The 23091-nt window shown below is 73.1% G+C and carries 20 protein-coding genes and 1 riboswitch; of the genes, 11 read left to right on the forward strand and 9 right to left on the reverse strand.

The window, feature by feature from the left end:
- Nucleotides 1–413: tRNA-dihydrouridine synthase (locus tag AB0I21_RS21335; protein ID WP_360563458.1), on the reverse strand; the 413-nt coding region annotated here is incomplete at its 3' end.
- A 281-nt stretch (nucleotides 414–694) separates the two neighbouring features.
- Between AB0I21_RS21335 and ppdK the strand changes: the two genes are divergently transcribed.
- Nucleotides 695–3382: a pyruvate, phosphate dikinase gene (ppdK, locus tag AB0I21_RS21340; RefSeq protein ID WP_360563460.1), complete on the forward strand. Its 2688-nt coding sequence runs from the start codon at nucleotides 695–697 to the stop codon at nucleotides 3380–3382.
- Between the two features lie 21 nt (nucleotides 3383–3403).
- On the opposite strand, the gene AB0I21_RS21345 is transcribed toward ppdK, so the two are convergent.
- From AB0I21_RS21345 to AB0I21_RS21360, 4 genes are all read right to left on the reverse strand, one after another.
- A complete protein-coding gene (locus AB0I21_RS21345; RefSeq protein ID WP_344511889.1) occupies nucleotides 3404–3775 on the reverse strand; it encodes a hypothetical protein in 372 nt (123 codons plus the stop codon).
- Nucleotides 3776–3873: 98 nt separating this feature from the next.
- Nucleotides 3874–4299 carry a roadblock/LC7 domain-containing protein gene (locus tag AB0I21_RS21350; RefSeq protein ID WP_344511888.1) on the reverse strand — a complete coding sequence of 142 codons (426 nt, stop codon included), beginning with the start codon at nucleotides 4297–4299 and terminating at the stop codon, nucleotides 3874–3876.
- Nucleotides 4300–4328: 29 nt separating this feature from the next.
- Nucleotides 4329–5438: an ADAM 12 protein gene (locus AB0I21_RS21355; RefSeq protein WP_360563462.1), complete on the reverse strand. Its 1110-nt coding sequence runs from the start codon at nucleotides 5436–5438 to the stop codon at nucleotides 4329–4331.
- Between the two features lie 25 nt (nucleotides 5439–5463).
- Nucleotides 5464–5850, reverse strand: coding sequence for a hypothetical protein (locus tag AB0I21_RS21360; protein WP_360563464.1), 387 nt, complete (start codon nucleotides 5848–5850; stop codon nucleotides 5464–5466).
- A gap of 324 nt (nucleotides 5851–6174) precedes the next feature.
- Here AB0I21_RS21360 and AB0I21_RS21365 point away from each other — a divergent pair, with 324 nt between their 5' ends.
- The 6 genes from AB0I21_RS21365 (at nucleotide 6175) to AB0I21_RS21390 (ending at nucleotide 12064) form a co-directional block, all read left to right on the forward strand.
- Complete coding sequence (locus tag AB0I21_RS21365; RefSeq protein WP_360563465.1) at nucleotides 6175–6528, forward strand: VOC family protein; 354 nt, start codon at nucleotides 6175–6177, stop codon at nucleotides 6526–6528.
- Nucleotides 6468–7697, forward strand: coding sequence for an AI-2E family transporter (locus AB0I21_RS21370; RefSeq protein WP_360563466.1), 1230 nt, complete (start codon nucleotides 6468–6470; stop codon nucleotides 7695–7697). The genes AB0I21_RS21365 and AB0I21_RS21370 overlap by 61 nt, the downstream gene beginning before the upstream one ends.
- A complete protein-coding gene (locus tag AB0I21_RS21375; protein ID WP_360563468.1) occupies nucleotides 7694–8950 on the forward strand; it encodes a deoxyguanosinetriphosphate triphosphohydrolase in 1257 nt (418 codons plus the stop codon). The genes AB0I21_RS21370 and AB0I21_RS21375 overlap by 4 nt, the downstream gene beginning before the upstream one ends.
- Before the next feature lie 68 nt (nucleotides 8951–9018).
- The gene (locus AB0I21_RS21380) at nucleotides 9019–10236 is read left to right on the forward strand and encodes an FAD-dependent oxidoreductase (RefSeq protein WP_360563470.1); all 1218 of its coding nucleotides are present in this window, start codon (nucleotides 9019–9021) and stop codon (nucleotides 10234–10236) included.
- Nucleotides 10237–10259: 23 nt separating this feature from the next.
- Entirely contained in the window at nucleotides 10260–10925 is a 666-nt protein-coding gene (locus AB0I21_RS21385) for a response regulator transcription factor (protein ID WP_360563472.1), read from the forward strand.
- Nucleotides 10922–12064 (forward strand): histidine kinase, encoded by a 1143-nt coding sequence (locus AB0I21_RS21390; RefSeq protein ID WP_360563474.1) that lies wholly within the window; start codon nucleotides 10922–10924, stop codon nucleotides 12062–12064. Before AB0I21_RS21385 ends, AB0I21_RS21390 begins: the two co-directional genes overlap by 4 nt.
- On the opposite strand, the gene AB0I21_RS21395 is transcribed toward AB0I21_RS21390, so the two are convergent.
- Entirely contained in the window at nucleotides 11998–12684 is a 687-nt protein-coding gene (locus AB0I21_RS21395; protein ID WP_360563476.1) for a hypothetical protein, read from the reverse strand. The two genes, AB0I21_RS21390 and AB0I21_RS21395, sit on opposite strands and share 67 nt — an antisense overlap.
- A 221-nt stretch (nucleotides 12685–12905) precedes the next feature.
- On the opposite strand from AB0I21_RS21395, the gene AB0I21_RS21400 reads away from it, so the two are divergent.
- Nucleotides 12906–14420 carry a diguanylate cyclase gene (locus tag AB0I21_RS21400; RefSeq protein ID WP_360563478.1) on the forward strand — a complete coding sequence of 505 codons (1515 nt, stop codon included), beginning with the start codon at nucleotides 12906–12908 and terminating at the stop codon, nucleotides 14418–14420.
- Nucleotides 14421–14466: 46 nt separating this feature from the next.
- Nucleotides 14467–14609: riboswitch (cyclic di-AMP (ydaO/yuaA leader) on the forward strand.
- Between the two features lie 187 nt (nucleotides 14610–14796).
- The gene (locus AB0I21_RS21405; protein WP_360563480.1) at nucleotides 14797–15501 is read left to right on the forward strand and encodes a hypothetical protein; all 705 of its coding nucleotides are present in this window, start codon (nucleotides 14797–14799) and stop codon (nucleotides 15499–15501) included.
- A 119-nt stretch (nucleotides 15502–15620) separates the two neighbouring features.
- Here AB0I21_RS21405 and AB0I21_RS21410 read toward each other — a convergent pair whose 3' ends face one another.
- Together AB0I21_RS21410 and AB0I21_RS21415 are read right to left on the reverse strand one after the other, a co-directional pair.
- Nucleotides 15621–16826, reverse strand: a complete 1206-nt coding sequence (locus tag AB0I21_RS21410; RefSeq protein ID WP_360563482.1) for a polyprenyl synthetase family protein — start codon at nucleotides 16824–16826, stop codon at nucleotides 15621–15623.
- A 154-nt stretch (nucleotides 16827–16980) separates the two neighbouring features.
- A complete protein-coding gene (locus AB0I21_RS21415) occupies nucleotides 16981–17970 on the reverse strand; it encodes an ElyC/SanA/YdcF family protein (RefSeq protein WP_360563484.1) in 990 nt (329 codons plus the stop codon).
- A gap of 183 nt (nucleotides 17971–18153) precedes the next feature.
- Here AB0I21_RS21415 and dnaG point away from each other — a divergent pair, with 183 nt between their 5' ends.
- Complete coding sequence (gene dnaG, locus AB0I21_RS21420) at nucleotides 18154–20001, forward strand: DNA primase (protein WP_360563486.1); 1848 nt, start codon at nucleotides 18154–18156, stop codon at nucleotides 19999–20001.
- Nucleotides 20002–20347: 346 nt separating this feature from the next.
- The gene (locus AB0I21_RS21425; protein ID WP_360563488.1) at nucleotides 20348–20881 is read left to right on the forward strand and encodes a hypothetical protein; all 534 of its coding nucleotides are present in this window, start codon (nucleotides 20348–20350) and stop codon (nucleotides 20879–20881) included.
- 583 nt (nucleotides 20882–21464) lie between these two features.
- Here AB0I21_RS21425 and mptB read toward each other — a convergent pair.
- Nucleotides 21465–23090: a polyprenol phosphomannose-dependent alpha 1,6 mannosyltransferase MptB gene (mptB, locus tag AB0I21_RS21430; RefSeq protein ID WP_360563490.1), complete on the reverse strand. Its 1626-nt coding sequence runs from the start codon at nucleotides 23088–23090 to the stop codon at nucleotides 21465–21467.
- Nucleotide 23091 lies beyond the last annotated feature (1 nt).

Here is a 23091-nt window from a genome sequence, read left to right on the forward strand (position 1 = left end):
CCTTCGACGGCCGAGGTCACGATGTCGCGGAAGAGCCGCCGCTTCCAGGGGAGGGCGGAGCCGCCGCCGCGGCGGGTGACCTTCGGGACGGAGCAGCCGAAGTTCATGTCGATGTGGTCGGCGAGGTCCTGCTCGACGACCATCTCGACGGCCTTGCGGATGGTGGCGGGGTCCACGCCGTACAGCTGCAGGCTCCGTGGCTTCTCCAGGGCGCCGAACTGGATCATGCTCATGGTCTTGGGGTTGCGCTCGACCAGGGCGCGGGTGGTGATCATCTCGCAGACGTAGAGGCCGGCGCCCTGCTCGCGGCAGAGTTGCCGGAAGGCGACGTTGGTGATGCCTGCCATGGGGGCGAGCACCACGGGCGGGTCGACGACATAGGGACCGAGCTTCAACGTCACGCCTTCGAGCATGCCATGCCGGGCTACTCAGATCGCCGGTGGCAGCGCGCACAAACGATGCTCGGACGTGATCGAAAAGCGGGGAGACGGAGCAGGTCCAAGCGTCACGACGTGCGGGAATGCGGAAGCCGTAAAACGGACACGAAACGCAACGATGCGCGAACCTGCTTGGTGGAGCGCTCCCAACTGCACCCGTAAGAGGCGAATGTGCCGTTCCTTGTGCGACTTGTCTCAAGGCCATGCCAAAGCTCGGAACGCCGCTTTACGGTGTGCCGCACACGGGAACCCTAACGATGGCTCAGTCAACCATGGAGGCTTCAGTGGAGAAGTTCGTCTATGACTTCGAAGAGGGTAACCGGGATCTCAAGGACCTTCTCGGCGGCAAGGGAGCCAACCTCGCCGAGATGACCAACCTCGGCCTGCCGGTGCCGCCGGGGTTCACGATCACCACCGACGCGTGCCGGGAGTTCCTGAAGACCGGCCGTCCGCCAGAGGGCATGGACCGGCAGGTGGGCGAGCACCTCGCCGCCCTCGAGGCGAAGATGGGCCGCCGGCTCGGCGACCAGCGCGACCCGCTGCTGGTGAGCGTGCGGTCGGGGGCGAAGTTCTCCATGCCCGGCATGATGGAGACGGTGCTCAACGTCGGGCTCACCGACCGCAGCGTCGACGGGCTCGCCGCGCAGGCCGGCGGCGACGAGCGGTTCGCCTGGGACTCCTACCGGCGGCTGATCCAGATGTTCGGCAAGACCGTGTGCGACGTGCCCGGCGAGGAGTTCGAGCACGCGCTCGACGACGCGAAGCACGCCGCGAAGACGAAGGACGACCTGGGCCTCGACGCCGCCGCGCTGAAGGCGCTGGTGCGGACGTACAAGGGGATCTTCCGCGAGCACACCGGCCGCGACTTCCCGCAGGACCCGCGCGAGCAGCTCGACCTCGCCGTCAGCGCCGTCTTCCGGTCCTGGAACGCCGACCGCGCCGTGCTGTACCGGCGGCAGGAGCGGATCCCGACCGACCTCGGCACCGCCGTCAACGTGGTCGCGATGGTCTTCGGCAACCTGGGCGCCGACTCCGGCACGGGCGTGGCCTTCACCCGGGACCCCGCGACGGGTGAGCCGGGCGTCTACGGCGACTACCTCGCCAACGCCCAGGGTGAGGACGTCGTCGCCGGCATCCGCAACACGATCCCGCTGCAGGACCTGGCCGGCAAGGACAAGAAGTCGTACGACGAACTCCTGAAGATCATGGCGAAGCTCGAGGAGCACTACCGCGACCTGTGCGACATCGAGTTCACCATCGAGCGCGGCAAGCTGTGGATGCTGCAGACGCGCGTCGGCAAGCGGACCGCGGCGGCCGCGTTCGTCATCGCCACGCAGCTCGTCGACGAGGGCGTCATCGACCTCGACGAGGCGCTGCGCCGGGTCAACGGCGCCCAGCTGGCGCAGCTGATGTTCCCGACGTTCGATCTCTCCCAGGAGCCCGAGCAGCTCACCCGCGGGGTCGGCGCGTCGCCGGGCGCGGCGGTCGGCAAGGCCGTGTTCGACGCCAAGCACGCGGTGGCCATGGCGAAGGAGGGGGAGCAGGTCATCCTGGTGCGCCGGGAGACCAACCCCGACGACCTGCCCGGCATGATCGCCGCGCAGGGGATCCTGACCAGTCGCGGCGGCAAGACGTCGCACGCGGCGGTGGTCGCCCGCGGCATGGGCAAGACGTGCGTGTGCGGCGCCGACGACCTCGACGTGAACCTCCACAAGGGACAGTTCACGGTGGACGGTCACGTGGTGTCCGAGGGGGACGTCATCTCCGTCGACGGCACCACCGGCCGCGTCTACCTCGGCGAGGTGCCCGTCCAGCCGTCGCCGGTCGTGCAGTACTTCGAAGGCACCCTCGACGCCGAGGCCGACCCGCTCGTCAGCGCGGTGCACCGGGTCCTCACCCACGCGGACGGCAGCAGAAGGCTGAGGGTGCGCACCAACGCCGACACGGGCGAGGACGCGGCGCGGGCCCGCCGGTTCGGGGCGCAGGGCATCGGGCTGTGCCGCACCGAGCACATGTTCCTCGGCGAGCGCCGGTCCCTCGTCGAGCGGCTCATCCTGGCCCGCACCGCGGAGGACCGCGACGCGGCGCTGGAGGAGCTGCTGCCGCTGCAACGGGCCGACTTCGTCGAGCTCTTCCGCGAGATGCGGGACCTGCCGGTGACGGTGCGGCTCATCGACCCGCCGCTGCACGAGTTCCTGCCGCCGCTGGAGGACCTCGCGGTGAAGGTCGCCGTCGCGGAGGAGCGCGGCCAGGACCCGGGGCACGACAAGGACCTGCTGGACGCGGTGCGCCGCATGCATGAGGAGAACCCGATGCTGGGGCTGCGCGGCGTGCGGCTCGGGCTGGTCATCCCCGGCCTGTTCGCGATGCAGGTGCGGGCGATCGTCGAGGCCGCCGCGCAGGTCGACGGCGCGCATCCGGAGATCATGGTGCCGCTGGTCGGTGCGGTGCAGGAGCTGGAGACGATCCGCGCCGAGGCCGAGAAGATCATCGGCGAGCACGACGTCGACGTGAAGATCGGCACGATGATCGAGGTGCCGAGGGCCGCGCTGACCGCGGGGGACATCGCCCAGGCCGCCGACTTCTTCTCGTTCGGGACCAACGACCTCACCCAGATGGGGTGGGGCTTCTCCCGCGACGACGTCGAGGGGGCGTTCTTCTGGCGGTACCTGGAGCTCGGCATCTTCGGTGTGTCACCGTTCGAGTCCATCGACCGGGACGGCGTCGGCCGGCTCGTGCGGATCGCGGTCGACGAGGGCCGGGCGGCCCGGCCGGAGCTGCACTTCGGGGTCTGCGGCGAGCACGGCGGCGACCCGGAGTCGGTGCACTTCTTCCACGAGGTGGGCCTGGACTACGTGTCGTGTTCACCGTTCCGCGTGCCCGTGGCGCGGTTGGAGGCCGGCCGCGCGGCTGTCGCCGAGCAGTCGACCTCCGACACCCGTTAGGGCGGAACCGCTGCGCTGAGGTCAGACGTCGAGATCTTCCTCGACGCGGGCCAGCTGGTGCCGGGCCAGCGCGAGGTTGGCCCGGGACCGCAGCACCGCCAGGTACAGGAACAGCCCCTTGCCGGAGCGCCCGGTGAGGGGCCTGATCAGGTGGTACTGGTTGTTCAGCGTGATGAGGATGTCCTCGATGCCGTCCTTGAGGTTCAGCATCTCGATGGTGCGCATCTTGGCGCGGACCACGTCGGTGTTGCCGGCCGCCGCCACGGTCAGGTCCAGGTCCTTCGAACCGCCGAGCACGCCGAGCGCCATGCCGCTGTTGTAGTCCACCAGCGCGACGCCGATCGCGCCGTCGATGGTCATGAGTTCCTTGAGCGCCGTTTCCATGTCCGCCATGGCTACCTCCGTGAGCTTGTTCGTGGGGGAACTGTCGATGGTCTTGGGGGTCGGTTCGTTCGTTCGTCTGGGTCGCCGGTGTGCCCCGCCGTTGCGGCCTACCACCGGGCCGGCTCCGGGATCGCCTGCGCGAAGGTGAGCGCGGCGGTGGCCACCACGTGGGACACCACGCTGATCGACCGTCGCGCCTCGTGGTGCAGCCGCCCGACGTTCGCGTCGGCGGCGGCCAGCAGCACCAGCACGGCGCCGTGGCCGGCCATGTACATGGCGACGTGCCCGCCCATGCTGCTGATCAACACCTCCTGGAAGTCGTCCTGGCCGGCGCTGTCGGCGATCCGCTGGCTGACGCCGAGGCACGCCGCCGCGAGCGCGGCGATCCCCTCGGCGACGACCGTCTCGGCCTCGTCGACGATCAGCAAGCCGTCGGTGCTGGCGACCAGGCACCCGGTGAGCTCCGGCACGGCCCGGCGCAGGCGACCGAGCTCCAGCAGGAGCGCGCCGCGCAGTTCCGCATCGGTGGTCATCGTCGCGTTACCTCCATCTCCCCGTCGGCTCATCGCAGGGACTGCAGCGCCGAGCGGATGCGTTTGAGCAGCGTGTCGTCGGGTGCCTTGTCGATCGCGCCCGGCAGCACCGCCAGGGCGGTGACCCCCGCCGGCAGGTGCCTGCGGGTGTCGGTCGCCGGATCCTCGAACGTGAACGTCCCCGGCACCCGCTGCGGCAGGAGCTCCTCGCCATCGCCGCCGTTGACCGGTGCCGAGCCGGCCGCCCGTCCCGCCGCGGCTGGTGGGGTCGACGACGAGGCCGGAGGCGACGCCGTTGCCGCCCGCGCCGCCGGTACCGGCGCCGGATCCGCGGACGGGGAAGACGCCGGCGCCGCCGGTATCGACGCCGCAGCCGCCGACGAGGACGGTGTCGACGACGGCGCTGACGACGACGTGGGCTCGTCCCCGGTGGGCGGCGGCGACTCGATCAGGCCGGCCGCCGCGAGCCGCCGCACGTCGAGGGTCACCGCATACGCGGAGCGCCCCAGCAGGCCGGCCAGGTCCTGCGGGGTGCGCTGCCCATCGGCGTGCAGCAGGATCTCCCACTGCAGCCCGGACAGCAGCACACGGTCCAGGCCCGGTCGCAGGACCGGCCTGACCGCGGCTGTGTCAGTGACGTCAGAGGGGTGCACCTCGTCGAGGATGCGCCGTTGCCGGGCGACATGGTCGCACAACTGGTCCGCCGTCACGGTGCTCTCGGCGCCGAGCCAGTGCTCGATGTCCGGGGCGAAGCGCAGCTCGGCCCGCTCGGTGGACAGCACGAACCAGGCCGCGTCGTACAACGCGTTGATCGCGCACAGCTCGACCTCGGCCGCGCTGAGGTGCCCGCCCTCCACGAGCGCCCTGGCCGGCCGGGACGGGATCGTCTCCCACACCCGCTCGTCGACCACCCCGGCGGCGGTGAGCAGCCGGTCGACGCTCGGCGCCGCCGGCGACTCGACGCCGTTGACCAGGCCGTCGCGGAGGAAGATCACGCCGCCGGGCTGGCCGACGACGGTCAGCGCGCCGGTCACGCCGAGGCCGGCGAGCTGCTGGAGCGCCTTCACCGGGGTGACGCCACGGCCGAGCTTCGGCTGCTGCCGCCCGTCCTTCACGGTCGCCCTGCCCCGACTGGTCACGCCGCCACCTCCGACATACTTGTCATCATGCAAGTTCCTCGGCGAGGGCCCGGATCCGGCGCCTTGCGATAGCCAGGTTGCCTTCTGCCCGGTCGAGCCACACGTAGAGCACCAGCCGCGAGTCGAAGCCGGTCCGGACGGGCCTGATCAGGTGATATGCCGCCGAAGTGCTGATGATGACGTCCTCGACCGTGTCGCCGGGCACCGCCGGGGCGTACGCGGCGGTCTGCATCGCGGCGTGGATGACGCTCGCGGTGCCCAGCGCCGCCGCGGCCGGGTCGGCGTGCGGCGCGACCTGGTCCTGTCCGCCCTGCATGCCCAGCGACTGCCCGGTCGTGTAGTCGATGAGGCTGGCCCCGATCGCGCCCCGGATCGTCATGGCGCGTCGCAGGCAGTCATCGATAGCAGGCACGGAGTCTCCCGTTCGCGGGCGGGGGCCGGTACAAGGCCGGCGGGCAGGAGGAAGTGGCGCAAAGCGGCAGCAGTGAGGGGGAGGCCGTAACGATGCGCTTCCGGCAAATTACCCCAAGCCACTTGATCATCTACTCCGTGCATTCGGGCGATAACCACCAGCCGATCGGATACTGCTTTTTGCAATTTGCACGTTTACGGGACATGGGGGTCGGGAAGCGACTAAAGTGCCGTCCCCCTGTCACCCACGCGTGCGTTCCGGCACGGCTGCGACGCCCGACGGCGCGGCGTATGGTGGGTCCCCACGCCGTCCACGGAGGTGCGCATGGGGAGCCGGTGGGATGCCTTGATCGTCGATGCGCTCGACCCCGAGCGGCTCGGCCGATGGTGGGCCGAGGTCCTCGACCAGCGGGTCGAGAGCGTGTCCGCGCGGGAGGTCGTGGTCGGCCCCGGCACCGACGGCCACCCACGGCTGATCTTCCTGCGCCATGAGGACCCCAAGCACGCCAAGAACCGGCTCCACCTCGACCTGCGCCCCGACGACCTCGACGCCGAGATCGAGCGCCTGGTCAACATGGGCGCCCGCCACGTGGACGTCGGTCAGCACGAGGACGCCGAATGGCTCGTCCTCGCCGACCCGGAAGGCAACGAGTTCTGCATCCTGCGCCACCCCCGGTAACGGACTTCGGCCGGGCGTACCGCCGGGCCGTCGCCACCGGGCTCGGCCTGCTGACCGTCGCGGCCGGCGCCTTCGCGCTGTACAACGTCCGGCAGATCCTCGTGCAGGTCGCGGTCGCCGTCTTCGTCGCCGTCAGCCTCGACCCGGCGGTGCGGCTGCTGGTCCGCCGCGGGGTGCGCCGCCCGGTCGCGGTCGCCGTGATCATGGTGCTCGCCGTGGCGCTGCTGGCCGGGTTCGTCTGGTCGCTGGCCCCGCCGCTGGTCGGGCAGGGCGGCGACCTGTTGCGCAACGTCCCGCAGTACCTGCGGGAGCTGCCCGAACGGTCACGGGCCTATCGCGAGGTGGCCGACCGCTACGGGCTGACGGCGAAGCTCACCGAGCTCGCCAGGACCCTGCCGGGCAGGATCGGCGGCGGCGCGCTCGGCGTGATCACCGGCATCTTCAGCGCCGTCCTCAACGTCCTGCTGGTCACCGTGCTCACGGTCTACTTCATGGCCGACCTGCCCCGGATCCGGCGCGGCGTCGTGCGGCTCGTGCCCCGGCGGGGCCGCCCCCACGCGGCGCAGGCGATCGACGTCGTGGTCGACAAGGTCGGCGGCTACATGATCGGCAACCTGATCATCTCGCTGTTCGCCGGGGTGTCGTCGTTCGCCTGCCTGTTCCTGCTGGACGTGCCGTTCGCGCTGCCGCTCGCCTTCTTCGTCGCGGTCACCGACCTGATCCCGCTCATCGGCGCCACCGTCGGCGCGGTCGGCTGCACGGTCGTCGCGCTGGTGACCGGTGGGCTCTGGCCGGCCGCCGTCGTCGTGCTCGCGTTCTTCCTGCTGTACCAGCAGCTGGAGAACTACCTGATCGCCCCGCGGGTCCTGCGCGGCACCGTCGACCTGTCGCCGATCGCCGTGCTGCTGGCGGCGCTCGCCGGCGGCGCGGTCCTCGGCGTCGTCGGCGCGCTCATGGCGATCCCGGTCGTCGCGGCGATCAAGGCGCTGATGACGCCGATGGTCGACGCCCTCGACGAGCCACCCGCCGCAGGCGAGCCACCCGCCGGCCGTGCCTCACCCGCCGCCGGCGAGGCGTCTGCCGGTCGCGAGGCGCCCGCGTCGCCGTCCGATCCGGTTCCTGCGGCGCGGGACGAAGATCCCGGGAAGACCTCTAAGCTCGACACGTGAACCCGGACGCGGAACGCTACGTGCACGAGCCGCAGAAGGACCGCACCACGACCAGCGCGGACAACGGCCGCAGCCCGTTTCAGCGGGACCGGGCCCGCGTGCTGCACTCCGCCGGGTTCCGCCGCCTCGCCGCGAAGACCCAGGTGCACACGGCGGGCGCCGACGCGTTCCTGCGCACCAGGCTCACCCACTCCCTGGAGGTCGCGCAGATCGCCCGGGAGATGGGCGCCCGGCTCGGCTGCGACCCCGACGTGGTCGACACCGCCGGGCTCGCCCACGACCTCGGCCACCCGCCGTTCGGGCACAACGGCGAGGACGCCCTCGACGAGGTCGCCCAGGCGTGCGGCGGCTTCGAGGGCAACGCGCAGACCCTGCGGGTCCTCACCCGGCTGGAGGCCAAGGTCCTCGCGCCGGACGGCGCCTCCGCCGGGCTGAACCTCACCCGGGCCTCGCTCGACGCGGTGTCGAAGTACCCGTGGCCGCGGCGCGACGGCTACCGCAAGTTCGGCGTGTACGCCGACGACGCGGCCGTCTTCGAATGGCTGCGCGCGGGCCGCACCGATGCCGGGCGATGCCTCGAGGCGCAGGTCATGGACTGGGCCGACGACGTCGCCTACTCGGTGCACGACGTCGAGGACGGCGTCCACGGCGGCTACGTCGACCTCGCCACGCTGCGCGCCGACGGCGGCGAGCGGGTCGCGCTGTGCGAGGACGTCGCCGCCGCGTACTCCTCCGAGCGCGCCGCGGACCTGGAGACCGTCCTGCTCGACCTGCTCGCCGACCCGGTCCTCGTGCCGCTGGGCCACTACGACGGCAGCCACGCCGCCCAGGTCGCCCTCAAGCGGGTGACGAGCGTGCTCACCGGGCGCTTCGCCGCGGCCGCCGTGTCCGCCACCCGGGCCGCGCACGGCGACGCGCCGGTCCGCCGCTACGAGGCCGACCTGGTCGTCCCGCCCGTCGTGCGGGCGCAGTGCGCGCTGCTGAAGGGGATGGCACTGCGGTACGTGATGCGCCGCCCGGGCTCGAAGCAGCGTTACGCGCAGGAGGTCACGGTCCTCCAGGAGCTCGTGGCCGCCCTGGCGGACCGTGCGCCGGACGGCCTCGACGCCGTCTTCGCCCCGATGTGGCGGGCGGCCCCCGACGACGCGGCCCGGCTGCGGGTCGTCATCGACCAGGTGGCCAGCCTCACCGACCTGTCCGCCACGGCCTGGCACCAGCGGCTGCTGGATCCGGCGGGTGCCGCGGGCGTGTGAACCCTTGGCGGATCGCGGACGGGTAGGGAAGGCTGGGACGTATGGCTGACGAGCGGACATTTGTGATCGTGGGTGCGAGCCTCGCGGGGGCGAAGGCGGCGGAGACGCTGCGCGCCGAGGGCTTCACCGGCCGGATCGTGCTGATCGGCGAGGAGACCGAGCGCCCCTACGAGCGCCCCCCGCTGTCCAAGGGTTACCTGCAGGGCGACAAGGACGCCCGTGAGAAGGCGTTCGTCCACCCCGAGTCGTGGTACGCCGAGAACGGCGTCGACCTGCGCCTCGCCACCCGGGTCACCCGCGTCGACCCGTCCGCGCACACCGTCACCCTCGACGGCGTCGACGAGCTGCACTACGACAAGCTGCTGCTCACCACCGGCTCCCGGGTCCGCACCCTCGACGTGCCGGGCGCCGACCTGACCGGCGTGCGCTACCTGCGCACCGTCGACGAGTCCGACGCGCTGCTGGCGCACCTGGGCAGCGCCGAGCGCGTGGTGGTGGTCGGCGCCGGCTGGATCGGTCTGGAGACCGCCGCCGCGGCCCGCAAGCACGGCGCGACCGTCACCGTCGTCGAGGTCGCCGGCCTGCCCCTGCAGCGGGTCCTCGGCGACGAGGTCGCCACCGTCTTCGCCGACCTGCACCGCGCCAACGGCGTCGAGTTCCGCTTCGGCGCCTCCGTGGCGGAGTTCCGCGGCGCCGACGGCAAGCTGCGGTCGGTCGTGCTCGCCGACGGCACGGAGCTGCCCGCGGACGTCGCCGTCGTCGGGGTCGGCATCCAGCCCAACACCGAGCTCGCCGTCGACGCCGGACTCGAGGTCGACAACGGCATCCTCGTCGACGCCGCCCTGCGCACCTCCGACCCCGACATCTACGCCGCCGGCGACGTCGTCAACCTCGACCACCCCGGCCTGCGCCGGCGCATCCGCGTCGAGCACTGGGCCAACGCCCTCAACGGCGGCAAGGTCGCGGCGAAGTCCCTGCTCGGCGACGCCACCTACGACCGGGTGCCGTACTTCTACTCCGACCAGTTCGACCTCGGCATGGAGTACTCCGGCTTCGTCGCACCCGGCGGCTACGACCGGGTCGTCTTCCGCGGCGGGACCTCGGTCACGGACGGGTTCATCGCCTTCTGGGTCCAGGACGGCCGCGTCCTCGCCGGCATGAACGTCAACGTCTGGGACGTCACCGACGACATCCAGGCCCTGGTCCGCGCCGGCTGGGCCGGCACCACCGTCGACGTGGTCCGCCTCGAGGACCCGAAGGTGCCGCTGGGCGAGCTGCTGGGCTAGCCCGCGCTGGCTATCCTGCAGATATGTCTGAGCAGGTCAGGCTGGTCATCGCCGATGATCAGGCGATGATCCGGGCCGGCCTGCGGCTGGTCGTGGAGACCGCGGCCGCCGGATCGATCACCGTTGTCGGTGAGGCGTCCGACGGCGTGGAGGCGGTCGCGGCCGTCCAGCGGCTGCGGCCCGACGTGCTCGTGATGGACATCGCCATGCCGCGGCTGGACGGGCTGGCCGCGGCCCGGGAGGTGCTCGCCGGGCCGCGGCCGCCGAAGGTCGTGCTGCTCACCATGTTCGACACCGACGAGCACCTGCACGCGGCGCTGCGGCTCGGGGTCAGCGGGTTCCTGCTGAAGGTGTCACCGCCGGAGCAGCTCGTCGACGCGGTCAGGATCGCGGCGGCCGGCGACGCGCTCATCGACCCGGCGGTGACCACCCGGGTGATCGCGTCGTTCGCCGCCCGTCCCGAGCCCGTCGCGCCGCCCGCGCTGGACACGCTGACCGGGCGGGAGCGGGAGGTCCTCGAGCAGCTCGTCCGCGGGCTGTCCAACGCCGAGATCGGCGCGCGGCTGCTGATGGGGGAGGCGACGGTCCGCACCCACGTCGGCCGGATCTTCACCAAGCTCGGGCTGCGCGACCGGGTCCAGGCCGTGGTGTACGGCTACGAGGCGGGCCTCGTCCGGCCGGGCGGATGACCGGCGCTCCCGGTCCGTCGCGGCCGTCCTGGCTCGACGCCGTGCTGGCGCTCGCAGTCGCCGGGGCCGGTGTCGTCGAGGCGTACGGGCGGGCCGGTGCCGGCCCGGGGCAGGTGCACCGGCCCGGGCTCGTCGCCGCCGGGGCGCTGCTCGCCGGCGCGATCCTGCTGCCACGCCGCCGGTTCCCGGTCGCGACCCTCGCCGCGCTGACGGCGCTGTCGGCCCTGTTCCGGTTCGCGGTCCTGGACGACGACTATCCGCTCACCGCCTGGCAGTTCTACTCCAATCTCATCCTCGTGCACACCGTGGGCAGCGCGGCGTCAGGGCGGCGGGCCCGGGCCGCCGGCGCCGCCACCGTCCTGGCCGCCTACGCCCTGCTGCAGACGCTGCCGGGGCAGGACCTCGCGGAGGGACTGATCGGCGCGATCTTCATGGGCGTCGCGTACGGCAGCGGCGTCCTGCTGCGGCACCAGACGGAGCGGACGATCCGGATGGCCGAGCGGGCCGCGGTCGCCGCCGCGCAGGAGCGCACCCGCATCGCGCGGGAGCTGCACGACGTCATCTCCCACCACGTCAGCCTGATGACGCTGCAGGCCGGCGGGGTGCGGATGCTGCTGGCCGGCGACCCCGCCCGCGAACGGGAACGCGACCTGCTGCACAGCGTCGAGCGGGCCGGCCGGGAGACGGTCGAGGAGCTGCGGATGCTGCTCGGCGTCCTGCGTGACGGGCGGGCGCCGGTCGGCCTCGACCAGCTGGACCGGCTCGCCGCGCCGCTGCGCGCCGCCGGCCTCGACGTCAGGATCGGCACGACCGGCACGCCGCGCCCGGTGCCGCCGGCGCTCGGGCTGGCCGCGTACCGCGTGGTCCAGGAGGCGCTGACCAACACGCTCAAGCACGCCCGGGCCGCGACGGTGGAGGTGACGATCGGCTTCCCGCCGCCCGCGCTGACCGTCGAGGTCAGCGACGACGGGTCGGCCACGGTCGCCGGCACGGGGCACGGGCTCGCCGGGATGCGGGAGCGGGCCGCCCTGCACGGCGGCACCCTCCACGCCGGGCCCCGGCCCGGCGGTGGCTACACCGTCGCGGCCACGTTCCCGCTCGGCGGCGCCGCGGCGGTCCCGCCCGCCACCGGCTCCTGAGCCCACTCGGCGTCGGTCATCCGCAGCATCCGCACGCCGATCACACCCGCGCCCGCGATGTAGAGCAGGCTGCCGGCGATCATGCCGATCGGGTAGACGGGGCCGGCCAGCATCCCGGCCAGCATCGCCGGCGGTGCCCACCAGGGGACGCGCCGGTCGTACGCGAGCGCCAACCCCAGCAGGAGCACCCCGAGCAGCCCGAGGAAGCCCGGCACCTGGAACCCCCACTGTGCCCCGCCGGCGGCGAAGGCGGCGTCGGCGAGGCGGTCGCCCGCCGCGGTGCCGAGGTCCGCCTCGAGCCGGGCGTAGAAGAAGTCGCCGAGCATCAGCGCGGAGAAGTTGACGACGCCCAGCAGCGCGACGAGCCCGGCGATGTGCCCGAAGAGCACGGCGCGCCGACGGACCAGGTGGATCATGCCGATGATGCCTGGCACGAGCAGGACCCAGCTCCAGTGCAGCAGCGCGGCGCTCACCGAGACCTGACCGGGGTGGCGGCCGTACGCGCCGTCCGCGGCGTCGCCGGCGCGCAGCGCGGGGTCGGTGAGCAGGCCCGCCACGTACACCAGCGGGGCGGCGACCAGGCAGCCCCCGGCGACGAGGCGGCGGAGTTTGTGTGGCATGGCGACCTTTCAGGCGGTTTTGTGTGACTCGACGGGATGTCGAGCCGGAACCGTAAGCCGGCCGCCGCCGCGCCGTCGTCAGCCGCGGCGCTGACCCGGGTCCGCGTGGCGGCGGACCGCGCCCGTAATTGCTTAGGATCGGAGGCGTTGCGTCGATGTGAGGGCTGCAGGGTCGGCCGGATCGGGGTAGGCGAGCCGTGGATCGAGATCGGGACATGGCGATGGCCGCCATCCGTTCCGTCTACCGGATCACGGGGCGGATCAACACCGGCAGCACCGTCGTCGAGACGCTGAACCGGATCGCCGACGCGGTCGTCGAGCACGCCGGGTTCGGTGCCGCCGTGGTCAACTACCTGCATCCGGAGGGCGTGTACGAGGCGGTCGCCATCGCCGGGTCCGAGGAGGCGCGGGCGGAGCTGCTCGGCGTCCGGTACCCGGCGGCGGAGTTCGACGCGCACCTCGCCGCCGCCGACGAGTGGGGGCAGCTGCGGTTCCTGCCGCACGAGCGGCACAACGACGGCATCCAGTCCTGGATCCCCGCCGCCCCCGACGGCGTGGACGGCATCCCGGAGGAGGAGCGCTGGCACCCCCTCGACGCCCTGTTCGCGCCGCTGTGCGCGCCCGACGGCTCGCTCGTCGGCGTGCTCAGCGTCGACCTGCCCGCCGACGGCAGGCGGCCCGGCGCGTTCCAGCGCGAGCTGCTGGAGATGCTCGCCGCGCAGGCCGGCATCGCGATCAACAACGCCAACCTGGTCGAGGCGCTGCGCCGGGAGCGGCAGCACCTGGAGGCGAGCGAGGCCGCGTTCCGGCTCGCGTTCAACGGCGCCGGCACCGGCATGTGCATGATCGGCCTGGAGGGTGCCGACATGACCCGCCTCGTCCGGGTCAACCCCGCGCTGTGCGAGCTGCTCGGGCGGGACGAGGACGTGCTCGTCTCGATGCGCTTCGGCGACTTCATCCACCCTGACGACTTCGAGCGCAGCCGGGAGGTGTTCGCCGGCGGCGCCGGCACGATCCGCGACTACGAGGTGCGCTGCGTCCGCGGCGACGGCGAGACGATCTGGATCTCCGCGACGATGTCGGTGGTCGCCGGGTCGCCCGCGTTCGCGATCACGCAGATGCAGGACATCACCAGCCGCAAGGCCACCGAGGCCGACCTGGTGCGCAGGGCCTCCCGCGACCCGCTGACCGGCCTGGCCAACCGCGAGGCCGTCGCCGAACCCCTCGCGGCCGCGATCCGGCGGGCCCGCACCGAGCAGGTGATCAGCGCGCTGTTCTTCTGCGATCTCGACGACTTCAAAATCGTCAACGACACCCTCGGCCACGATGCCGGCGACGCGGTCCTCGTCGCCGTCGCGCAGCGCCTCCAGTCGCTGGTGCGGCCCACCGACACCGTCGCGCGCCTCGGCGGCGACGAGTTCGTCGTCCTCATGGGCAACGTCGCCGCCGGCGACCTCGGCGTGCTGGTCGACCGCCTCGAACGCGCCGTCTGCGCACCCGTCACGCACCAGGGGCAGATCATGCGGGTCAGGGTCAGCGTCGGCGTGGCAGTGATCGATGCCACGGTCGAGGACGCGGGCGCCGCGCTGCGGGCCGCCGACCGCGCGATGTACCTGGTCAAGGGCGGTCGTCACGCCGGCGAGGTGACCAGACGGGTGACGGCGTTCGGTGAGCGTTCGGGTGCTCAGGGTGGTATGCCGTTGCTGCGGTTGGCCCGGCCCGAGACGGCCCAGTAGTGTCGTTGCGTCCGCTCCGGTCGACCTGCACCGCATCGGTGCTGCCGGGCGGGCGCCGTCGAGTCGCGATCTTCGCGAGCCGGGGACCCATGCGCGTCCTCTGGGGTGTATCCGTGGCCTGGCCGCGGTAGGGCGAAACTTCCCGCCCGAACCCGTCAGCTAACCCGGTAGGCGGCACCGGAAGGAGTCTGCGTCGATGCCGGCCGCCCGCGCGCCCTCGTAACACCTCACCACTGGTTCCCCCCTTCCAGCATGCCGCCCTCAGGCGGCGTGCCGATGCCGCATGTCTTCTGCCTGCCAACGAAGGAAAACATCAGTAGTGAAGCCCATATTGAAGGTGTTGCCACGCCAGTTCCACCCGCGACATCGCCGGCTGGTGCCCGTGCTCGGAGCCAGGGCCGGCACCGTCTCGGTCGCCGTCCTGTCCGCCACGCTGCTGGGCACCCTGCCGGCTGACTCGCCGGCGTCGATGTTCACCGGCTCCGCGTATGCCGAGTCCGCGGCCGCCTGGTCCTGGCCGTCGCCGTCGTCCCTGTCCGCTTCGGGGCCGTCTTCCGCGCCCTCCGCCGACGCGGCGCCAGCGCCCGCGACGGGACCCCTGGCCGTCGCGGTGCCCGCCGCGCCCGTGCCGCCGGCGCCGCCGGTCGTCAAGCCCGTCGCCGGCCTCGACCAGCGGCAGATGGACAACGCCGCGATCATCGTCAAGCAGGGCCGGGCGCAGGGCATGCCCGACCGGGCCCTGGTCGTGGCGATCGCGACGGCGATGCAGGAGAGCGACCTGTACAACGTCGCCAGCTCCGCCGTGCCCGCGTCCCTCGGGCTGCCGCACGACGGCACCTCGACCGACCACGACTCGGTCGGGCTCTTCCAGCAGCGGGCCAGCCAGGGCTGGGGCACCGTCGCCGAACTGATGAACCCCGCCCACTCCGCGATGCTCTTCTACAACGCCCTCAACCGGGTCGAGGGCTGGCAGCGGATGAGCGTGACCGCCGCGGCCCAGGCGGTGCAGCGGTCGGCGTTCCCCGGCGCGTACCAGAAGCACGCCACCCGCGCTGAGCAGGTGGTCGCCGCCCTCTCCTGACGCTCACCCGCACCCGGCCGGCGCGCCTTCTCGGGGGAGCGCCGGTCAGGCGCGGGTTCTGGATCGCCGGCGGGTGGTGTCGGTCAGGCGCGGGTTCTGGATCGCCAGCGGGGTGTCGGTCAGGCCGGGTGGCGGGTCGCCCAGCGGGCCAGGGCGACGAGCTCGGCGACCGCGGCCGGCTCGGGGATCGCCAGGTCGAGGGCGACCAGGGCCTGCGCGAGGAGGTCGTCGGCCTGCTGGGCGCACCAGGAGCGGGCGCCGGAGCGTTCGACGACCTTCGCGGCGCGCTCCAGGTCGGCCTCGCTGAGGCGGGTCTCGCGGTGCAGCAGGTCGGCCAGCTCGTCGGCGCCCGCGGCGAGGGCGGCGGCGACCGGCAGCGAGCGGCGGCGGCCGCGCAGGTCGGCGAACGCCGGGCGGCCCGTCACGGCCGGGTCGCCCCAGATGCCCTGCAGGTCCTCGGCGAACCGGACGGCCAGCCCGAGCCGGACTCCGAACAGCCGCAGCTGCTCCACCCGCGCCGGGTCGCCGCCGCCGGCGAGCGCGCCGAGGGCGCACGCGCAGCCGAAGAGGGCGCCGCTGCGCTGCTCGACCGCGGAGATGCACGTGCGGAGCAGGTCGTTGCCGGAGCGGCGCCGGGGCAGGGCGGCGTCCAGGGCCGTGCTGAGGTCGGTGTGCTGGCCGTGCAGGAGCTGCTGGACGGTGTCGCCGAGGATGCGGACGCCGGCCCGGTCGACGGACGCCGCCCCGGACTGCCGCCGCGCGTCGGTGCACGGGTCGGGGGTGCCGTGCTGCTCGGTGAACCTGTCCCGGGTCGCCCGGTCCTGCCGCACCGGCTCCCTGCACGGCGCGGCCGGCACGGACGGCGCGGTGTCGGGCGTGGCGCGGCTGGCCTGGCGCAGCGGGCGCGGCACGCGTCTGGTCGGGTCGCCGGTCGCCGCCACGTCGAACGCGAGCGCCAGCATCGCCTGCCCGCCCAGCGTCGCCGGGTGCGGCCCCACCACGCTCCAGGCGGTCGGCCGGTGCAGGCGGGTCAGGTCGCCGTCGAACAGGTCCCGTTGCAGTCCCGACCAGTGGTGCACCAGCTCCACCGCGACGGCGCCCGCCACCGCGTCGTGCGGGTCACCACCGACGGCGCCCGCGCAGACGAGTGTCAGTGCGGCGCGTGTACGGGCGGCGGGCGGATCCTCGTCGAGCCCGCCCAGCTGCAGCTCGGCCACCTCGCGCGACGGCTCCGGGAGGCGCCCGACGGCGGTGCGCAGCGGCGGCCCGACCAGCAGCTCCGCCCATGCGAGGACGTCGTCGACGGTGCGCAGCACGGTGACCATCAGCCGGAAACCCCCGGACGCGGGACCATCACCGGTAACGCACCACCCATCGGGCCAGGCATGGACAAGCGCCGATCTGATGTCGGCGCCGTGGACGGGTCAAGTATGCCGCCGGTGCCCGCCGGGCGTGCCCAAAACCACGATGGTGGGCGGGTCAGCGCATCGCCTGCAGCAGGGACGGATCCGGTGGCGACACGACTGCCGCCTGTCGGTGCCGGAGGGCCTCCCAGGCGGCCTTCGGCCCGGCCGCGACGTCCCTGGCCGTGTTGTACCAGATCGTCACCTGCTGGCATCCCTCGCAGAGGGCGGGCACCCCGTACGCGTCGACGCCCAGGCGCCGGCACAGCGTCACCGCACGGTGCAGGTGCAGCTCCTGGCTGACGAGAATGGCCTTCGTCACGCCGTACACGTCGCGGGCGCGGCGGCACGTGTCGTAGGTGTCGAGTCCGTGCGGGTCGACGACCATCCTGGCCGGATCGACGCCCTTGCCCGCCAGGTAGTCGCGCATCACCCGGACCTCATCTCCGGATCCGCCCTGCGCGTCACCGGAGATGAGCAGCGCCTTCACCTTGCCGGACGTGAGCAGCCGCGCGGCGACGTCGAGCCGCCCCTTGAGGAACGGCATCGGCTCCTGCCCGCCCGGCGCGACCTGGGCCCCGAACACGATCGCGACGCCGGCGTCCGGGGCCGTCGAGGCGGGACCGATCCGGCCGGCGGAGGCCGCTCGTACCCACACGGTCGGCGACAACACGAAGACGGCGGCCGCGGCGGTCCCCGTGAGGACGACCCTGAGCAGGATCCGGCGGCGCCGCTCCAGGCGGGTCTCGCGGCCGGCGGGGAGCGACTGCTTGTCGCGCGCCGCCCACCGGGCCCGCTCGACCTCGAACAGGAACCACGGCGGCACCGTGCCGTGCGTGCGCAGCGTCTCGCGCTCGTCGTCGTCGAGGTAGCCGGTGACGTGGTCGACGGCGAGCGAATACGCCGCCATCCGCGCCGCCCCGCGCCCCTGGGACCGCAGCACCGCCCACGCGCCCAGCGTGGCGGTCGTCAGCAGCCAGCCCCACGGCCCCAGCCGCCGACTGCGCCGCCGCAGCCGCTCCTGTACGGCCAGCCAGGCGACCCGCTCATCCCGCAGTTTCGGCATGGCGGCCAGCATCGCACGGTGATGTGCGTGCGTGGTGCCCGTGCGGTGTTGCTCGGGTGAAGCCGTGGCTGTGTGGTTTTGCTCGGGTGAGGTCGTGGCCGGTGTGGTGTTGCCGGGGTGAGGTCGTAAATTGTCGTAGGCGCGAGGCAGGATGTAGGCCTCGGGTTGGGGAGGTGGCGTCGGGTGGCCGGCAAGATCAAGGACGAGGACATCGCCTTGGTACGGGAGCGCACCGCGATCGCGGATGTGATCTCCGAGCACGTGACGCTGAAGTCGGCCGGGGGCGGCAACCTGAAAGGGCTCTGCCCGTTCCACGACGAGAAGACCGCCTCGTTCAACGTCTCGCCCGCGCGCAACGTGTATTTCTGCCACGGCTGCGGCGCCGGCGGCGACGCCATCAAGTTCCTGATGGACCACGACCACCTGACGTTCGTCGAGTCGGTCGAGCGGCTCGCCGGCCGCGCCGGCCTGCAGCTGCAGTATGTCGAGGCGGGCAGCGCGCCGGTCCGCCAGACGGGCCAGAAGCAGCGGCTCATCGCCGCGCACGCCGAGGCGGCCCGCTTCTATGCCGAGCAGCTCGGCTCGCCCGGCGCCCGGCTGGCCCGCGAGTTCCTCGCGCAGCGCGGCTTCGGCCGCGAGGAGGCGGAGCGCTATGGCTGCGGCTTCGCGCCCGAGGGCTGGGACCCGCTGAGCAAGCACCTGCGGCTGAAGGGCTTCTCCGCGCAGGAGCTGATCACCGCCGGGCTGTCGAAGGAGGCCCGCTCGGGCAGCCTCATCGACCGGTTCCGCCGCCGCCTGCTGTGGCCGATCAAGGACATCTCCGGCGACGTGATCGGCTTCGGCGCGCGGAAGCTGTTCGACGACGACGACGGCCCGAAGTATCTGAACACGCCCGAGACCCCGCTCTACAAGAAGTCCCACGTCCTGTATGGGGTGGACCAGGCCAAGCGCGAGATCGCCAAGCAGAGCAAGGTGGTCATCGTCGAGGGCTACACCGACGTGATGGCCTGCCACCTGTCCGACGTGCCGGTGGCGGTCGCCACCTGCGGCACCGCGTTCGGCGCCGATCACATCGCGGTCCTGCGCCGCCTGCTGCTGGACGCCGACGGCTATGGCGGCGAGATCATCTTCACCTTCGACGGTGACGCCGCCGGGCAGAAGGCCGCGCTGCGCGCCTTCGAGGACGACCAGCGGTTCGTCGCGCAGACGTTCATCGCCGTCGGCCCCAACGGCATGGACCCGTGCGAGCTGCGCATGGCGAAGGGCCCCGTCGCCGTCCGCGACCTCGTCGCCGACCGCCAGCCGCTGCTCGACTTCGCCCTCCGCTCCGTCATCCAGCGCTTCAACCTCGACACCGCCGAAGGCCGCGTCGGCGCCCTCAAGGCCACCGCCCCGCTGGTCGCGAAGATCAAGGACCGCACCCTGCGACCTGAGTACGCCCGCAAGCTCGCGGGCGACCTGGGCATGGAGCTGGAGACGGTCCAGCGCGCCGTCGGCGCGGCCGCGAAGGGCGTCGTCGAGCCCCCACCCGCCTCCACCCGCAAGATCCTCGCGCCGGACAGCGCCGAGGCCCTCGTCGAGCGCGAGGCGCTGAAGCTCGCCCTCCAGCAGCCCGCCCTCGCCGGCCCCATGTTCGACGTCATCGGCGCCGACATCTACGCCCACCCCACCTACACGGCACTGCGCGCCGCGATCGCCGACGCCGGCGGCGCCTCGTCCGCGACCGGCGGGGCCGTCTGGATCGAGCGGGTCCGCGAGGCGTGCCCCGACCCGGCCGCCGCGGCCCTCGTCACCGAGCTGGCCGTCGAGCCCCTCCGCCTCGACGGCGAGCCCGACCCCCGCTATGTCGAGGCCACGATCGTCCGGCTGCAGCTGCCCGCCCTCAACCGTCGGATCGCCGACCTCAAGTCCAAGCAGCAGCGCATCAATCCGGTCACCCACGCCGACGAGTACCTGCGCCTTTTCAGCGAGCTCGTCTCCCTGGAGCAGCACGCGAGGGCGCTGCGCGACCGCAGCGCCAGCCGCTGGTGACCGTGCGCGTGCGGCGGGGCGGGTGTTCCGGCGTCCGTGGCCGTTGCGGTGTCCGTGGCTGCTCCGGCGTTCGTGGCCGCTTCGTCGTCCGTGGCCGCTCCGTTGTTTGTGGCCGCTTCGTCGTTCGTGGCCGCTTCGGCGCAGGCGGGCGGTCGCTGCCGGGGGTCGGTGCGGGATCGGCTCGCGACGGGTTTGTGGTGACCGGCTCGGGGTCGGCTCGCGGCGGGGGTCCGGTGACCGGCGGTGGGTTGCCGGCGGTGGTGCGTGGCCGGCTCGTGGTGGGTAGCAGGTCGGTGGGGTGCGGCCGGGGTCTGGTCCTGCGGTCGTCCGACAGAAGGAGAGCGTCGTGTTCGGCTTCCTGAAGAAGCGCCGGCTGCCGCCCGCGCAGCGGCCCGCCCTCGCCGCCGACGAGCGCGTCGTCTCGTGGGCGGGCGCGACCGGCGACACGGTGGTCGTCGTCACCAACCTCGGCCTCTGGCTCCCCGGCGCGGGCGAGCGGCTCGGCTGGCACGAGATCCACAAGGCCACGTGGTCGGGCCGGCAGCTGGCCCTGATCGCCGCCCGGGAGCTGCCCGTCGACGGCCCCGGTGGGTACGTCGTCATGGAGGACCTGACGCCGCTGGTCATCACGCTGCTCGACCCCGACAGGGTGCCTGAGCAGGTCCGCACCCGGGTCAACAAGTCCATCGCGCACACCTCGCACCACCCCCTCACCACCGGCTTCGGCGTCCGCGTCGTCGCCCGCCGCGTTAGCGGCGTCGACGGCCTGCGCTGGACCGTCCGCTACGACGAAGGCGTCGACCCCACCGCTCCCGCCGTCACCGAACAGACCGCCGCCCTGGTCGCCGCCGCCCGCCAGTCGATCGGCACCCCCGCCTGACCCCACCCACCTGCCCCCGACAGCGACCGCGCCCGCAACGTCCCGCCCCATCCGGCCTTTCGGGTGGACGGTCCACCACCAGCACCCGACCCGACCCCCCGGCCCGCTGTCGCCGACACCACCGGGGCAGCTCACAACGTGGGCCCCTCGCGCCGCTGAACGGTTGGGGAGAGCCCTCTGGTCCGCTGACGGCGGTGCCGCTGAGCCGCCCGCGGCGTGGGGTGGTCGCGACGCTGGCTGGTCGGGGTGGCTGGTCGAAGCCTGGTCTGCTGATGGTGGGATGCTGCTGGGCCGCCTCGCGACGTGCGGTGGTTTCGACGCCGGTGGTTGGGAGGCGGCTGGTCGGCAGCCCGTTCCGCTGATGGTGGGGTGCCGCTTGGGCGGCTCGCGACGTGGGGTGGTTGCCATGCTGGGTGGGTGGTCGGTCGGGTGTCTGGTCCGGGTGGAGTGCCTGCCGCTTGGGCGGCTCGCGACGTGGGGTGGTTGCCACGCTGGGTGGTCGGTCGGGAGCCTGGTCCGCTGAGGGTGGAGTGTTGCTTGGGCGGACTGTGGCGAGGGGTGGCTGCGGTGCTGGTTGGGTCGGTCAGTCGGCGGCCGGCCCGCTGACGGCGGGTGTGCCCGGGGTCGAGTTTGCGGCGGGCGGGGGCGCGGATCGGCGACGGCGGCGGACCAGGTGGACGGCGGCGGCCGTGACGAGCGCGACGTCCAGGAACGCCCCGGGCACCTTCGTCTTCGTCGCCAGCCCCAGGCTGTCGGGCAGCGTCAGCAGCGGCAATCCGGCCGCGGCGACCAGCACGACCGTACGCAGCCGGCCGGTGAGCGTCGTGCCCGCGAGCAGGGCGATGCCGGCGATCGCGTACCAGGCGTAGAACACCGGGCCGAGCACCGCGGCCGCGAGCATGCCGCAACCCGCCGCGGTCAGCACCACGTCCTGCGCCCGCCGCCCCGTCGCGCCGCCGTCAGCCGCGCCGCCGGTCACGCCGTCAGCCGCGTCGCCGCCGGTCACGCCGTCCGTCGCGCTGCTGGCCGTCGCGCTGCGGGCCGTCGCGCGGTCGGCCGTGGCATCGCGGCCTGTGGCGACGCCCCCTGGCTCGGGACCCGTCGCGCTGCCGTTGTTGGTCGGTGCGCCGCCGGGGTGGGCGGCGCGGTGGAGTGAGGCCAGGGTGGTCGCGGTCCGCCACCACAGCCCCAGCAGGATCACCGCCAACGCTAGCAGTCCCACGGCCCGCGCGACCGCCACCGCCGTCGCGAACGACTCTGGGTGACCGAACACGCGCAGCACGTAACCCGCGGCCATGCCCACGCCGGTGGGGATGGAGAGCCACTGGACCATGGTGCTGGTCGAGCCGAGGGCGTGCAGGAAGCCGAGGCCGTGGCCGGTGAGCACCGCGAGGAGGGCGTAGGTCGCTCCGATCGTCACGCCGAAGGTGAGGGTGCTCGTCCAGCGGGCTCTGGTCGTACCGGCGAAAAACACCAACAGGAGGGCGAACGGCACGGCGCCGAGCGCGGTGACCTTGACGGCGCCGGCGAGGCCGAAGGCGAGCCCGGACGCGGCGGCCGCCGCGAAGCCGGGCCGTCTCGCGGCGACGAAACCGGCCAGGACCAGGCCCGCGAGGACGACGTCGTTGTGGGCGCCGGACACGACGTGGACGAGGACGAGTGGGCTGGCGGCGAGCAGTGCGTTGCCGCGGGAGAGGCGGTGCACGGCGGCGACGCACAGCACCAGGCCGAGCACGGCGGCGAGGCGCAGCAACAGTACGGCGGCGGGCAGGCTGCCGTGCGCGAGCCAGGCAGCGGCGCCCTCCACGGCGATCCACAGTGGACCGTAGGGCGTGGGGGTCTCGCGCCACAGCTCGGGCACGTCGGACAGCCACGTGCAGGGCAGTGCGGCGGGCCCCGCCTCGTAGAGGTCGAAGCCGGCGTCGAAGAGCTGGCCCTGGCAGGCGTACGCGTAAATGTCGTGGCTGCCCAGCGGCGGCGCGACCAGCAGCGGGACGCTCCAGAGCGCGGCGGTGACCAGCAGGCCGCGCTGGTCGGTCTCGTCGCGCAGCGTCCACCAGGCGTAGATCAGCATCGCGAGGGCGACGAACCACACGATCACACCGAGCAGCCACGCCCCGTCGCGCGGCACCGGCTTGCCGGCCAGGAAACCGCTGGTGGCGAGGAGGACGGAAGCGGCCAGCCCGAGCCAGCGCGGGTTGACGCTCACC

It is taken from the genome of Dactylosporangium sp. NPDC050588, from assembly GCF_040654975.1.
Classification (GTDB): Bacteria; Actinomycetota; Actinomycetes; order Mycobacteriales; family Micromonosporaceae; genus Dactylosporangium; species Dactylosporangium maewongense.